This is a genomic window from Micrococcus luteus (assembly GCF_014138885.1).
GTDB lineage: Bacteria > Actinomycetota > Actinomycetes > Actinomycetales > Micrococcaceae > Micrococcus > Micrococcus luteus.
In genome coordinates this window covers 433,431-446,739 of record NZ_JACJIK010000001.1, presented here as the reverse complement: position 1 = coordinate 446,739, position 13,309 = coordinate 433,431, and the positions used below count along the sequence as shown (strand labels likewise).

12 protein-coding genes and 2 tRNA genes are annotated in these 13,309 nt (G+C 72.5%); 12 read left to right on the top strand and 2 right to left on the bottom strand.

What is annotated here, in order from left to right:
- Positions 1 to 2: 2 nt before the first annotated feature.
- The 7 genes from proB (at position 3) to HDA34_RS01925 (ending at position 4,955) form a co-directional block, all read left to right on the top strand.
- On the top strand, positions 3 to 1,208 hold the full coding sequence (gene proB, locus HDA34_RS01955) for a glutamate 5-kinase (RefSeq protein ID WP_020622078.1): 1,206 nt from the start codon (positions 3 to 5) through the stop codon (positions 1,206 to 1,208).
- 73 nt (positions 1,209 to 1,281) lie between these two features.
- Positions 1,282 to 2,631, top strand: coding sequence for a glutamate-5-semialdehyde dehydrogenase (locus tag HDA34_RS01950; protein WP_134377143.1), 1,350 nt, complete (start codon positions 1,282 to 1,284; stop codon positions 2,629 to 2,631).
- Positions 2,632 to 2,710: 79 nt separating this feature from the next.
- Positions 2,711 to 2,935 carry a hypothetical protein gene (locus tag HDA34_RS01945; protein ID WP_036316935.1) on the top strand — a complete coding sequence of 75 codons (225 nt, stop codon included), beginning with the start codon at positions 2,711 to 2,713 and terminating at the stop codon, positions 2,933 to 2,935.
- Positions 2,936 to 3,009: 74 nt separating this feature from the next.
- A complete protein-coding gene (gene nadD / locus HDA34_RS01940; RefSeq protein WP_123244143.1) occupies positions 3,010 to 3,657 on the top strand; it encodes a nicotinate-nucleotide adenylyltransferase in 648 nt (215 codons plus the stop codon).
- Complete coding sequence (gene rsfS / locus HDA34_RS01935; protein ID WP_002853902.1) at positions 3,654 to 4,079, top strand: ribosome silencing factor; 426 nt, start codon at positions 3,654 to 3,656, stop codon at positions 4,077 to 4,079. Before nadD ends, rsfS begins: the two co-directional genes overlap by 4 nt.
- Positions 4,080 to 4,092: 13 nt before the next feature.
- On the top strand, positions 4,093 to 4,758 hold the full coding sequence (locus tag HDA34_RS01930) for a histidine phosphatase family protein (protein ID WP_123244144.1): 666 nt from the start codon (positions 4,093 to 4,095) through the stop codon (positions 4,756 to 4,758).
- A gap of 121 nt (positions 4,759 to 4,879) precedes the next feature.
- Positions 4,880 to 4,955 (top strand) — tRNA-Ala (locus HDA34_RS01925).
- A gap of 86 nt (positions 4,956 to 5,041) precedes the next feature.
- Here HDA34_RS01925 and HDA34_RS01920 read toward each other — a convergent pair.
- Positions 5,042 to 6,172 (bottom strand): oxidoreductase, encoded by a 1,131-nt coding sequence (locus HDA34_RS01920; RefSeq protein ID WP_127434962.1) that lies wholly within the window; start codon positions 6,170 to 6,172, stop codon positions 5,042 to 5,044.
- Positions 6,173 to 6,343: 171 nt separating this feature from the next.
- On the opposite strand from HDA34_RS01920, the gene HDA34_RS01915 reads away from it, so the two are divergent.
- Together HDA34_RS01915 and HDA34_RS01910 are read left to right on the top strand one after the other, a co-directional pair.
- A tRNA-Ala gene (locus HDA34_RS01915) sits at positions 6,344 to 6,419 on the top strand.
- Between the two features lie 243 nt (positions 6,420 to 6,662).
- Positions 6,663 to 7,742: a hypothetical protein gene (locus tag HDA34_RS01910; RefSeq protein WP_036340945.1), complete on the top strand. Its 1,080-nt coding sequence runs from the start codon at positions 6,663 to 6,665 to the stop codon at positions 7,740 to 7,742.
- 96 nt (positions 7,743 to 7,838) lie between these two features.
- Here the strand turns inward: HDA34_RS01910 and HDA34_RS01905 are convergent, their stop codons facing one another.
- On the bottom strand, positions 7,839 to 8,531 hold the full coding sequence (locus HDA34_RS01905) for a TetR/AcrR family transcriptional regulator (protein WP_036381598.1): 693 nt from the start codon (positions 8,529 to 8,531) through the stop codon (positions 7,839 to 7,841).
- Positions 8,532 to 8,692: 161 nt separating this feature from the next.
- On the opposite strand from HDA34_RS01905, the gene HDA34_RS01900 reads away from it, so the two are divergent.
- Genes HDA34_RS01900 through HDA34_RS01890 form a run of 3 tightly spaced genes read left to right on the top strand, consistent with a single transcriptional unit; the run spans position 8,693 to position 13,295 of the window.
- Positions 8,693 to 10,225 carry a flavin monoamine oxidase family protein gene (locus HDA34_RS01900; protein ID WP_041103003.1) on the top strand — a complete coding sequence of 511 codons (1,533 nt, stop codon included), beginning with the start codon at positions 8,693 to 8,695 and terminating at the stop codon, positions 10,223 to 10,225.
- Positions 10,226 to 10,251: 26 nt separating this feature from the next.
- On the top strand, positions 10,252 to 11,913 hold the full coding sequence (locus HDA34_RS01895) for an APC family permease (protein ID WP_036316957.1): 1,662 nt from the start codon (positions 10,252 to 10,254) through the stop codon (positions 11,911 to 11,913).
- Positions 11,910 to 13,295, top strand: a complete 1,386-nt coding sequence (locus HDA34_RS01890; RefSeq protein ID WP_134377144.1) for an NAD-dependent succinate-semialdehyde dehydrogenase — start codon at positions 11,910 to 11,912, stop codon at positions 13,293 to 13,295. The genes HDA34_RS01895 and HDA34_RS01890 overlap by 4 nt, the downstream gene beginning before the upstream one ends.
- Positions 13,296 to 13,309 lie beyond the last annotated feature (14 nt).

Here is a 13,309-nt window from a genome sequence, read left to right as displayed (position 1 = left end):
CCATGTCCGTGCGGCGCACCGTCGTCACCCGCTATCCGACCCCCGCCACGCGCGGCTCTGAGGACCCGCAGGCCAACCCCGTGACCTCGCGGGAGACGATGCAGGCCGCACGCCGAGTGGTCGTGAAGATCGGCTCGTCCTCGTTGACCACCCCGGACGGCCTGGACGTGGCGGCCATCGACCGGCTCGTGGACGTCCTCGCCGCCGAGCGGCAGAAGGGCACCCAGGTGGTGCTCGTGTCCTCCGGTGCCGTCGCGGCCGGCTTCCCCCACCTCGGGCTGGGCCGACGCCCCAAGGACACCGCCACCCAGCAGGCCTCGGCGGCGGTCGGCCAGAGCAAGCTCATGGCGCACTACACCACGAGCTTCGGCCGGCACGACACCGAGGTGGCCCAGGTGCTCCTGACCGCCGAGGAGCTCATGCGGCGCACCCAGTACACGAACGCGCACCGCGCCCTGTCGCGGCTGCTCACGCTCGACGTGATGCCGATCGTGAACGAGAACGACGCCGTGGCCACGCGCGAGATCCGCTTCGGCGACAACGACCGCCTCGCGGCCCTCACCGCCAACCTCTGCAAGGCGGACCTGCTGGTCCTGCTCTCGGACGTGGACGCCCTCTACACGGGCCACCCCTCCCACCCGGACGCGCGGCGCATCCCGGAGGTCGCCTCGGACGACGATCTGGCCGGCGTCGACGTGCGTGTGCCCGGTTCCGCGGGCGTGGGCACGGGCGGCATGGTGACCAAGGTGGACGCGGCCGGCATCGCGGCCACCACCGGCATCCCGACCCTGCTCACCTCGGCCGCGAACGCGGGCGCCGCGTTCGCGGGTCAGGACGTGGGCACATGGTTCTCCGCCACCGGCCGCCGCCGGTCCGCACGCGCGGCGTGGCTCGGCCTCACCGCGGAGGTCCGGGGCCGGCTCGTCATCGACGACGGCGCGGTGGCCGGGGCGATCGACCGCGGCCGCTCCCTGCTGGCCGCGGGCATCACCGGTTGCACGGGCGACTTCACGCCGGGCGACGTCGTCGAGATCGTGGACGCGCACGGCCGGGTGCGGGCGCGCGGCCTCGTGCAGTACTCCTCGTCGCAGCTGCCCGCCATGCTCGGGCGGACGACCGCCGACCTCCGCGAGGACCTGGGCGCGGGCTACGACGGCGTCGTCGTGCACGCCGACGACTGGGTGCGCCTGGCTCCGCCGCAGCGCTGACCGGCACGGGCTCCGGCCGCGGCGACGGACCGGGGCCTCGTGCCTCGTCCGGGGCGCTCGATAGGCTGGGGGCATGCAGACCACCGAGAGCACCGCACCCCAGGATCAGTCCGGCCGCCAGGACGCCGAGGCGCCGACGCCCGAGGTCGAGGAGGCCGTCCGCCAACGGGCCGAGTGGGCGCGTCAGGCCGTGCCCGAGCTGGCCACCGCCGACCGCGTCCGCAAGGACGCCGTCCTGCGCCACATGGCCGAGGCCCTGCGCGCCAACGCGGCCGCGATCATCACGGCCAACCGCGAGGACCGCAGCCGCGGCCGCGAGGCCGGCACCTCGGCGGCCATGCTGGACCGCCTCAAGCTGGACGAGGCGCGCGTCGAGGCGCTGGCCCTCGCCCTGGAGACCCTGGCCGGCCTGCCGGACCCCGTGGGCACCGTGGTCCGCGGCGGCCCGCTGCCCAACGGCGTGCGGATGAGCCAGGTGCGGGTGCCCCTGGGCGTCGTGGGCGCCGTGTACGAGGCCCGTCCGAACGTCACGGTGGACATCGCCGGCATCGCCCTGAAGTCGGGCAACGGCGTGATCCTGCGCGGCGGCTCGGCCGCGGAGTCCACCAATGCGGTCCTGATCCAGGTGCTGCGGGAGGCGCTCGTGGACCAGGGCTTCGACCCCAACATCATCCAGGGCATCGACGACCTCGGACGTCCCGGCGTCGCCGCCCTGATGGCCGCCCGTGGCGCGGTGGACGTCCTCGTCCCGCGCGGCGGCCGTGAGCTGATCCAGCGCGTGGTCCGTGAGGCCCGGGTGCCCGTGATCGAGACGGGTGAGGGCAACGTGCACCTGTACGTGGACGCCTCCGCACCCAAGCAGATGGCGGTGGACATCGTGCTCAACTCGAAGACCCACCGCACCTCCGTGTGCAATGCGGCCGAGACCCTGCTGCTCCACCGGGACGCGGAGGAGGTGGGCCGAGAAGTGCTGCGCGCCCTCACCCGTGCCGGCGTGCTGCTGCACGTGGACGAGGCCGCGCGGGCCTGGCTGCCCACGCTCGCCGACCGCGGCGACCACGCCCGGGACGCCGTGGACGCCACCGAGGAGGACTGGGGCACCGAGTACCTGGACATGGAGATGGCCGTGCGCGTCGTGGACTCCCTCGACCAGGCGATCGAGCACATCGGCCGGTGGTCCACGGGCCACACCGAGGCCATCGTCACGAACGACCTGGCCGCGGCCGAGCGGTTCATCACCGAGGTGGACGCCGCGGCCGTCATCGTGAACGCGTCCACGCGCTTCACCGACGGCGGCGAGCTCGGCCTCGGCGCCGAAGTGGGCATCTCCACCCAGAAGATGCACGCCCGCGGGCCCATGGGCCTGGAGGAGCTCACGACCACCAAGTGGATCCTGCGCGGCGACGGGCAGATCCGCCGCTGAGCCGGGCTACGATGGACACCAGGACCCCTTCGGCCCGGCCCCGGCCCGGCCGTCTGACCCGCTGCACCGAGGAGCATCCATGCTGAACACCTCCCTGATCCTGGCCGCCGCCGAGGAGGGCCACCACGTCGTCAACGAGCTGCCGATGGACCCCATCTGGTACGGCCTGCTCGTCTTCGCGCTGCTGATGGCCGCCCTGGCCGCCACCATGTCCATGCGCTCCCGCGCGCTGCGCCTGCCCGAGCCCACCACCGCGGTCCAGCACCACGGCACCGGCCGCGGCTCGCACACCTCCGGTCACTGACGTCTCACCGGCCCGCCGCGTCGCCGCCTCCGCCGGGGGCGACGCGGCGGGCCGTCCGTTCGTCTCCTGAGCGCATGACCGTCGCCTCCCGCACCCCCGTCCCCGAGCCCACCGCCGGGGGCGTGCGCCGTCGTCGCCTCGGCATCATGGGCGGCACCTTCGACCCGATCCACCACGGGCACCTCGTGGCCGCCTCTGAGGTGGCCGCCGAGTTCGCGCTGGACGAGGTCATCTTCGTCCCCACGGGTCAGCCGTGGCAGAAGTCGGACCGGCAGGTCTCCCCGGCCGAGGACCGCTACCTCATGACCGTGGTGGCCACCGCCTCCAACCCCCGGTTCACCGTCTCCCGGGTGGACATCGACCGCCCCGGCGCCACCTACACCGTGGACACGCTGCGGGACCTGCGCCGCCTGCACCCGGACGCCGAGCTGTTCTTCATCACCGGCGCGGACGCCATGGGCCAGATCCTCACGTGGAAGGACGTGGACGAACTCTGGGGCCTGGCGCACTTCGTCGGTGTCACCCGTCCCGGCCACGACCTCTCGGACATGGGCCTGGGCGATGACGTGTCCCTGATGGAGATCCCCGCCATGGCGATCTCCTCCACGGACTGCCGGGAGCGCGTCCGCCGGGGCCGGCCCGTCTGGTATCTCGTCCCGGACGGCGTCGTCCAGTACATCGCCAAGCACCACCTCTACGTCTCGGAAGAGGAGACCTCGTGACCGTTCCCCAGACCACCCTGGACGCCCTCACCACCGCCGCGGCCGCCGCCGCGGACAAGCTCGGCACGCACATCGTCGCGTTCGACGTCGCCGAGCGGCTCGGCCTGACCGACGCCTTCCTGATCGCCTCCGGCGCCTCGGAGCGTCAGGTCAACGCGATCGTCGACGGCGTCGAGGAGGCGCTGCTGAAGGACGAGCAGCTCAAGCCGCTGCGTCGCGAGGGCCGGTCTGACGGCCACTGGGTGCTGCTCGACTACGGGCACTTCGTGGTGCACGTCCAGCATCGCGAGGACCGCGAGTTCTACGCGCTGGACCGCCTGTGGAAGGACACCCCGGCGATCGACCTCGGCCTGCCGGAGGAGAGCACCCGACCGGACGCGGCCGCCCAGGACGACGGCGCCTCCGCCTCGCACGCCTCCTGAGCGCGGTCGCGAGATGCGCCTGATCCTGCTGCGTCACGGCGAGACCGACTGGAACGCCCTGGACCGCTACCAGGGGCACACGGACATCGAGCTGAACGCCGAGGGGGAGCGCCAGGCGCGCCGCGCCGCCGGCGGCCCCGTGGGCGACCTGATCGAGGTCGCGGAGGAGCTCGTGGCCGTCTGCTCCCCGCTGGCCCGGGCGCGGCGCACGGCCGAGATCGTCCTCCAGGCCCGGGTGGGCGCGGCGTCCGTGGCCGTCGACCCGGAGCTGATGGAGCTGGCCGGGGGAGAGTGGGAGGGCCTGGAGCTCAGTGCCATCGCGGAACGCTGGCCGGACGAGCACCGCCTTTGGCGGGCCGAGCCGGCGCTCGACGCCGGCCCCGTGGGCGGGGAGACCCTGCGCGGGGGCGGCGAGCGGGCCCTGCGTGCGCTGCGCGGACACGTTCCCCCGCACTGGGCGGACACCCCGCGCGACGGTGGTGCCCACACCCTGCTCGTCGTGGCCCACGGTGCGCTGATCCGCGCGGCCACGGGGCTGCTCCTGCGTCACGAGGGCGAGGCCTTCGCGGCGATGGAACGGATCGGCAACGCCCGCGCCGCCGTGCTGCAGGGCGCGTTCACTGCCGACACCGGGGCCGAGGGCTGGGGCGATTGGACCCTCGAGGGTTACGGCATCTGAGGGCGCCCCGGCCTGGACGCCGATTTGGCGCCCGCACGGGGACCGTGTACGCTGGTCGAGTTGCCAGCGAGGCGAACGGGCCGGAAACGGCGCGTGAAGATCGCGGGTGGCGCCCACATCTGGGGGTATGGCGCAGTTGGTAGCGCGTCTGCATGGCATGCAGAAGGTCAGGGGTTCGAATCCCCTTACCTCCACCAGTCAGAAGGCCCGGTCCACACGGACCGGGCCTTCGTCGTCGTCGGACTCCCGTGCGGGGCCGGGAGGCGACCGCCGCCCCGCGACATCACCGCGGTTCTGCACTGCGGTGATGTCGCTCCGCCGCGGTCGGTGCGGGGGACACGCCGGGGTACGCTGCGCGCTCCGCCGCCGTGAGTGCGGGTTCCACCGCACGGCCCTCCCGCGCCGAGGCGACGGCGGCCTCGAGCACCGCCATCACGGCGACGGCCTGGTCGGGGGTGGCGGCGTCGCTGCTCGCGCGGCCCAGGATCGCGTCGCGCACGCCCGCGTAGGACCGCTGCTGGGCTCCGATCGGCGCGGGGACGCGCTCGGTGTTCCCCTCCCCGTCGTGCAGGAGGATCGGGTCCGGATCGACGCCCCAGCCCTCGGCGCCGGGGAGCAGACCAGCGCGCAGCTGAACCTCCTGCCGATCCGGCAGTTTCTTCACCGCGGAGCCACGCGTGCCGTGGACCGCGAAGCGCGGGCTGCCGCCGGCCACGAGCATCGACGCCTGCAGGACCACGCGCCGGCCCGGGTACTGCAGCACGCAGTGCGCCCAGTCCTCGACCGGGGCGCCCGGACGCAGGGCCGCGAGGTCGGCGTCTACGCGTTCGGGGACACCGAAGAGCAGGAGCGCCTGGTCGACCAGGTGCGGTCCGAGGTCGAACCAGATGCCGCCCCCGGGCACCGCGGCTTCCCGCCAGCGGTCCCGGACGGTCGGGCGGAAGCGGTCGATCCGGGACTCGAGGTGGACGACGTCCCCGAGCCGGCCGGAGCGGACCAGCTCGGCGATGCCCAGGAAGTCGCTGTCGAAGCGGCGGTTCTGGAACACCCGCAGCACCCGCCCGGTCTCGACCGCGAGGTCGCGAAGCTCCCGCGCCTCGGCGAGACTCAGCGTGAAGGGCTTGTCCACCACCACGTGCCTACCCGCCCTCAGGGCCGTGCGCGCGAGCGGCGCGTGTTGGTCGTTCGGGGCGGCGATCACCACGAGGTCCACGTCGTGGCGAGCCAGGAGCTTGTCCACGTCAGGCACCACGACGACGTCCGGCAGGTCCGCGTGCACCGCGTCCGGGCGGCTCGAGACGACATGGGTGAGAGCGAGTCCCTCCGTGGCGTGGAGCAGGGGGACGTGGAACGTCTTCCCGGCGAACCCGTAGCCGATCAGGGCGGTGCGGATCGGTGCGTCAGTGCGGGACATGCAGGACCTCCTGGGCTGGCGGGGGGGGCATGGGGGCGTCTCCTGCACGCTAGGCCGTGGCGTCGCGGCGGTCCATCGACGCCGCCCGGCCGGTTTGCGCGGTTGCCGCAGGCCGGGTATTCTGTTCAGGTGCTCCGGCCGGTCCGCCGGAAACGGAGTCACCACCCACCTGGGGGTATGGCGCAGTTGGTAGCGCGTCTGCATGGCATGCAGAAGGTCAGGGGTTCGAATCCCCTTACCTCCACCAGTCAGAAGGCCCGGTCCGTGCGGACCGGGCCTTCGTCGTCGTGACGGCCAGCTCGCCGTCGAGAACCACCGGTCACGACCGGGTTGCGGTCCAGCGTCGATCACGCATCGACGTCGCACAGCCCTTTCACGGCAGGCTCTCGGCGGACAGACTCGAGGCGTCTCCACCCGTGGAGCCCGGACCACCGGTGCTGCAGAGGCGGGGGCCGCCGGCCCTGTCCGGTTGACTCAGTGAGGAGCTGCCATGTCCGTCATCCGTACCCGTCGTCCCTCCCTCCGTCACCTGCCCGCCGCCGTCGCCGCCGCCGGCCTCATCACCACCGTCGCCCTCGCCGGCCCCGCCGCGGCCTGGGACGACGCCCATGGCCCCCAGGCCGGCTACTTCCAGGCCGTCGACCACGAGAACGTCACCGCCGCCTTCTTCCAGACCTACGACGGCTACGACCCGGAGGACCTCACGCTCACGCTCACCCCGGTGGCCGAGGACGGCACCCGCCTGGAGGGCGGCCAGGAGGTGGAGTTCACCGGCCTGGACGTCATCGACGGCGGCGCGGTGGACGTCCTGGAGACCCGCCGCGCGCTCGGCGCGGCCGGTGAAGGCCTCGTGCGGTACGACGTCGTGGCCGACGGGCAGATGCTGAACATGGGCATCACGCTCCAGGCGGACGCCGACCTCGCCGACGATCAGGGGGCGGCCGTGCACGCCGTCGACGGCCCGCAGATGGCCCACCTCGGGGACCGGCCCCTGGCCTGGGACTCGGCCGTGCAGTTGGCACCCGGGGTGGCGGGCGCCGAGATCGTCCACCTGGTCGCCGCGCCGACGATGGAGAACACCTACGCGACGGTCGTGGCCGAACCGGCCCACGGTGAGGTCTTCGCGTTCCGTGACTCGGAGCACTCCGAGCTCCGTGCCTGGTACATCCCCGACGAGGGCTTCGTCGGTACGGACACCTTCACCGTCGACTTCCACAGCGACCACGTCGCCCACGTCCAGACCGTCACCGTGCATGTCGGCGAGGAGATCTCCGCCGCGTACGACGGCTTCCTCGATGCCGAGGACGGCGTCCTCAACGGGAAGCCGCTCGACCTGACCGACCCGGACACCGCAGCGGCGCTCGCCGCGTTCCGGGGCGACGAGGCCGCCCCGGCTCCGGAGGATGAGGAGGAGCAGACCGCTCCGGTCGAGGGCGACGCCGACGAGCAGCACACGACCCCGGACACCGTCGAGACGGGGCAGTCCACCGGCTGGTGGCTGGCCGGCCTCGGCGCCGCCGCCGCGGGGGTGCTGGTCGCGGCGCGTCGTCGTCTCGGCCTGACCCGCTGACGGCCCGCCGCACACGGCCCCGTCGACGCGCCGCCCCTCTCACACACAGGGGCGGCGCGTCCGTGCCGGCCTGACACGCGGCCGGCAGTCCGCGGGTCAGTCGCCGAGGCCCGCGAGCAGCAGGTCCAGTCCCTCCTCGAAGGGTGCGTCCGCATAGGGGTTCCGCGCCCCCGTCGCGCGCGTGCCCCCGCCCGCCCGGAAGGCCTCGGCGGCCGCGCCAAGCGCGGGCAGGCGCTCCTGCGCCCCCGCCACCTCGAAGATGTCGGCCGGAGCGTCGACGTCGTACGCAGACCCGTAGATGAACGACTCGAGCGCGATCACCCGGGCCAGCACCTGCTCCGGCGCCAGACCGGTCCGGGCCAACACCGCGCACACCGTCTCGTAGACCCGCTGCGTCGACGGGGCTCCCTCGATCGGCAGGGTCGCGATGAGCGGGATCAGCGGCGGATGGGCCGCGAAGACGTCGCGGTAGGAGCGCGCCCACGCCCGCAGGGCGGCGACGACGGGCACCTCGCCCCGGATCGCGGCCTCCAGCTCGACGAGCGAGACCTCGCCCATCACGGCGTCCTGCAGCAGGACGAGCAGCTCATGCTTGCCGCTGATGTGGTTGTAGAGCGCGCTCGGCGCCACGCCCAGGCGACGGCCGACCGCCGCCATGGTGAGCCCTTCGTATCCCTCGGTGCGGGCGACCGCGAGCGCCGCGTCCGCGATCGCTTCGCGGCTCAGAGCGGGGGAGAGAGGTCGTCCGCGGCGGCGGCGCGCCCGGGGCGGTTCAGTGGTCTCGTCCATCCGGCCATTCTGACCCGTCGGACGGGCAGGAGGTGTCAGGCCGGCTACGGACCAGCCTTCCCTTCCCGGCGCGCGGCCCGTACAGTGAGCGCCGACACTCTAAATGAACGGCATTCACCCGGGCCCCGCCCGATGCCCCGTCCCCGCCAGAGGAGCACCCCATGACCACCGCCCCCGCCACCGCCGGCCGCGAGCGCCGGACGAGCGACGTCGTCGTGATCGGCGCCGGCCCGGCCGGCCTCATGGCCGCCCGCACCGCGAAGGCCCAGGGCCTGTCCGTCACCGTCCTGGAGGCTCGCCGGCGCGTCGGCGGCCGCACCTGGAACGGCCTGGTCGAGGGCGCCGACGGCAAGGACCACTTCATCGAGATCGGCGGCCAGTGGATCTCCCCGGACCAGACCCGCCTCATCTCCCTGGTGGAGGAGCTCGGCCTGCCGACGTTCTCCCGCTTCCGCGACGGTCGCAACGTCTACGTGGACCCGCGCGGAGAACGCCACGTCTACGACGGCCTCGACTTCCCGGTGGCCGAGAAGACGGACCGGGAGATGGATCGCCTGATCGCCAAGATCGACGAACTGACCGCCGAGATCGACGCCGCCGCCCCGTGGGAGCACCCGCGGGCCGCCGAGCTGGACAAGATCTCCTTCCGGCACTGGCTGGAGCAGCAGTCCGACGACCCGGAGGCCATCGACAACGTCTCCATCTACATCGCCTCCGGCATGCTGACCAAGCCCTCCCACACCTTCTCCCTGCTCCAGGCGCTGCTCATGTCCGCCTCGGCCGGGTCGTTCCGCAACCTGGTGGACGAGGACTTCATCCTGGACAAGCGCGTCGAGGGCGGCATGCAGTCCGTGTCCCTGGCCATGGCCGCCGAGCTGGGCGACGACGTCGTCCTCGGCCAGCCGGTGCGCACCCTGCGCTGGGCCGAGCCGGACCCGTCCACCGCGGACGAGAAGAACGGGGTGGCCGCGGACGTGCGCAACGGCGTGGCGCACGACGGCGCCGCCGGCGACGTCGTGGCGCTCACTGACGACTACGAGGTGCACGCCCGCTACGCGGTCCTGGCCGTCCCGCCGAACCTCTACAGCCGCATCTCCTTCGAGCCGCCGATGCCGCGCGAGCAGCAGATCGCGCACCAGCACATCTCCATGGGCCTGGTCATCAAGGTGCACGCCGTGTACGAGACCCCGTTCTGGCGCGAGGAGGGCCTGTCCGGCACGTGCTTCGGTGGGGGCCGTCTCGTCCAGGAGATCTATGACAACACCAACCGCGGCGAGAACCTGGCCGGTGGCGCCCCGGGCAAGGAGGACCCGCACGGCACCCTCGTCGGCTTCGTGTCCGACGTGTACGCGGAGCAGATGTGGGCCCTGCCGGAGGAGGAGCGCAAGGCCGCGATCCTCGGCGCCATGGCCGAGTACCTCGGCCCCCGGACCCTCGAGCCGATCGCGTTCTTCCTCTCGGACATGGCCGCCGAGGAGTGGACCCGAGGCGCCTACGCCACCAGCTACGACCTCGGCGGGCTCTCCCGCTGGGGCCACCTCCAGAACCGCCCGACCGGTCCCATCCACTACGCGTGCTCGGACATCGCAGCCGAGGGCTACCAGCACGTGGACGGCGCGATCCGCATGGGCGAGGCCGCCGCCCTGGCCATCGCCGAGCGGGAAGCCACCGACGCGGGGCAGCCCACCGGCTGACCGGCCCGACGGACAAGGACATCCTCATGAGCGCATCCACCCCACGACGCCGCGTCGTCGACAATGAGGGACACGAGCACGTGTACCCGACCACCTCCGCCATCGAGCAGGTCAACCTGCTCAACCCGGGCGGGGTGAGCAACAAGGGGCTCCAGGCCGGCAAGGTCGGCCTGCTCGGGGCGGTGGTGATCGGCGTCTCCGTCGTCGCCCCCGCCTACACGTTGACCTCGGGCCTCGGGCCGACCATCAGCACCGTCGGCACCCACGTGCCCGCGATCCTGCTGCTCGGCTTCATCCCGATGCTCCTGGTGGCCCTCGGCTACCGGGCGCTGAACACGCGGGTGCCGGACTCCGGCACGTCGTTCACCTGGGCCACGCACGCCTTCGGGCCGTATGTCGGGTGGATGGGCGGCTGGGGGCTCATCGCCGCCTCCGTGATCGTGCTGTCCAACCTGGCGGCCGTCGCCGTCGACTTCACGTTCCTGCTGCTCGCCCAGATCACCGGGAGCCAGGCCATCGCGGACCTGGCCGGCAACCTGTGGGTCAACATCCCCCTGACCCTGGTGTACCTGGCCCTGGCCGGATGGATCTCGCACCGCGGCATGGAGACCACCAAGCACCTGCAGTACATCCTGGTGGCCTTCCAGATCCTGGCCCTCGGTGCGTTCGCGGTCGCCGCCCTGACGCAGTCCTCCCGTGGCGCGGGCTTCGACCCCACCCCGGTGCAGCTGGACTGGTTCAACCCGTTCACCGCGGGCGACTTCAGTGTGGTCGCGGCCGGCGTCTCCCTGTCCATCTTCCTGTTCTGGGGCTGGGACGTGACCCTCACGATGAACGAGGAGACCAAGGACCCCGAGCGCACCCCCGGCCGGGCCGCCGCCGTCACCGTGTTCGTCATCATCGCCGTCTACATCCTGTCCGCCCTGGCCGTGATCTCCTGGGCGGGCATCGGCTCCGAGGGCCTGGGCGCGGGCAACCCGGACAACCAGGAGTCGATCTTCGCGGTCCTCGCCGGCCCGATCCTGGGCCCCTTTGCCGTGATCATGTCCAGCGCGATCCTCGTCAGCTCCCTGGCCTCCCTGCAGTCCACCATGGTCTCCCCGGCCCGCACCCTGCTGGCGATGGGCTTCTACCGGGCCGTACCCGCGCGCTTCGCCGAGCTGAGCCCCCGGTTCAACAGCCCGGCCTTCGCGACCTGGGTGTGCGCGGGCTTCGCCGGCCTCTTCTACGTCGTCACGCGGCTGCTCTCCGAGAACGCCCTGTGGGACACCATCACCGCTCTGGGCCTGATGATCTGCTTCTACTACGGCATCACCGCCCTGGCCTGCGTCTGGTACTTCCGCCGCGAGTGGTTCACCTCGGTGGGCAACGCCCTCACCACCTTCCTGTTCCCGCTGATCGGCGGCCTCGTGCTGCTGGTGATGTTCTGCGTGACCGCGATGGACTCCACCGACCCCGACTACGGCTCCGGCTCCTCCGTGTTCGGTGTCGGCACCGTGTTCATCCTGGGCATGGGCGTGCTGGCCATCGGCGTGGTACTGATGATGTGGACGCGGCTGCGCCACCCGGCCTACTTCCGTGGCGAGACCCTGCCGCAGACGGACTCGACCCGACCCATCCCGATCATCCGTCCGGACGACGACGGCACTGCCGTGGTCCGGGACCCCAACGAGAGGACCCACTCATGAGCACCCCCACCGGCTATCGCGTGCAGGACCCCAGCACCGACCAGGTCGTGGAGACCTTCCCCGCCCTCGCCGACGGTGAGGTCGACCAGGTGCTGGCCGCCGCCGAGACCGCCCAGCGCGCATGGGCCGCCCGCCCCATCGAGGAACGCGCCACCATCGTGCAGAAGGTCGCGGACCTCTTCGAGGAGCGCAAAGACGAGCTCGCGCAGATCATCGCCACCGAGATGGGCAAGCGCGTGACCGAGGGCGTCGAGGAGGCGGAGTTCAGCTCGGCCATCTTCGGCTACTTCGCGGACAAGGGCCCCACCCTCGCCGCGGACCGCCCCATCGAGACCTACGGGGGCGGCCGCGCCATGATCCGCCACCTGCCCCTGGGTGTGCTGCTGGGCGTCATGCCGTGGAACTTCCCGTACTACCAGATCGCCCGTTTCGCCGCGCCGAACCTCATGCTCGGCAACGCGATCGTGCTCAAGCACGCCGAGATCTGCCCCCGCTCGGCCCTGGCCGTGCAGCAGATCATGGACGACGCCGGCGTGCCGGCCGGCGTGTACACCAACGTCTTCGCCACGCACGACCAGATCGCCGAGTTCATCGCCGACCCGCGCGTGGCCGGCGTGTCCCTGACCGGCTCCGAGCGGGCCGGCTCCGTGATCGGCGCGCTCGCGGGCCAGCACCTCAAGAAGGCCGTCCTCGAGCTCGGCGGGTCGGACCCGTACATCGTGCTCGACGCCGAGGACCCGGCCGAGGCCGCCCGCACCGCGTGGGCGACCCGCATGTACAACATGGGCCAGGCCTGCAACTCCAACAAGCGCATGATCGTCACGGCGGACATCCACGACGCCTTCGTGGCCGAGCTGGTGTCCCTGGCCGAGGCCATGAAGCCCGGGGAGGCCGCCGACGAGGACCCGACGGTGTTCACCCCGCTGTCCTCGCGCGGTGCCGCCGAGCGCCTGGCCGAGCAGGTGGAGCGGGCCCGGCAGCAGGGGGCGACCGTCCACGTCGGCGGGACCGTCACGGACGAGGCGGGCGCCCGCTTCGCCCCGGCCGTGATCACGGGCGTCACCTCCGAGATGGACGCCTACCGCGAGGAGCTCTTCGGCCCCGTCGCAGTCGTCTACAAGGTGGAGTCCGCGGACGAGGCGCTCGCCCTCGCCAACGACTCCCAGTACGGCCTGGGCGGCGCCGTGTTCTCCCAGGACGAGGCCAAGGCCGAGCGGATCGCCCGGCAGCTCGAGGTCGGCATGGCCAACGTCAACACGCCGGCGGGCGAGGGGGCGGAGATCCCCTTCGGCGGCGTCAAGCGCTCCGGCTTCGGCCGCGAGCTCGGCCCGCTCGGCATGGACGAGTTCGTCAACAAGCAGACGTACTTCGTCCAGGACTGACACCCCACGACGAC

Coding starts and splice junctions, on each gene's coding strand:
- HDA34_RS01910 (WP_036340945.1), top strand. CDS start 6,663: ATGTCCGTCATCCGTACCCGTCGTCCCTCCCTCCGTCACCTGCCCGCC.
- nadD (WP_123244143.1), top strand. CDS start 3,010: ATGACCGTCGCCTCCCGCACCCCCGTCCCCGAGCCCACCGCCGGGGGC.
- HDA34_RS01900 (WP_041103003.1), top strand. CDS start 8,693: ATGACCACCGCCCCCGCCACCGCCGGCCGCGAGCGCCGGACGAGCGAC.
- proB (WP_020622078.1), top strand. CDS start 3: ATGTCCGTGCGGCGCACCGTCGTCACCCGCTATCCGACCCCCGCCACG.
- HDA34_RS01890 (WP_134377144.1), top strand. CDS start 11,910: ATGAGCACCCCCACCGGCTATCGCGTGCAGGACCCCAGCACCGACCAG.
- HDA34_RS01895 (WP_036316957.1), top strand. CDS start 10,252: ATGAGCGCATCCACCCCACGACGCCGCGTCGTCGACAATGAGGGACAC.
- HDA34_RS01945 (WP_036316935.1), top strand. CDS start 2,711: ATGCTGAACACCTCCCTGATCCTGGCCGCCGCCGAGGAGGGCCACCAC.
- HDA34_RS01905 (WP_036381598.1), bottom strand. CDS start 8,531: ATGGACGAGACCACTGAACCGCCCCGGGCGCGCCGCCGCCGCGGACGA.
- HDA34_RS01930 (WP_123244144.1), top strand. CDS start 4,093: ATGCGCCTGATCCTGCTGCGTCACGGCGAGACCGACTGGAACGCCCTG.
- HDA34_RS01950 (WP_134377143.1), top strand. CDS start 1,282: ATGCAGACCACCGAGAGCACCGCACCCCAGGATCAGTCCGGCCGCCAG.
- HDA34_RS01920 (WP_127434962.1), bottom strand. CDS start 6,172: ATGTCCCGCACTGACGCACCGATCCGCACCGCCCTGATCGGCTACGGG.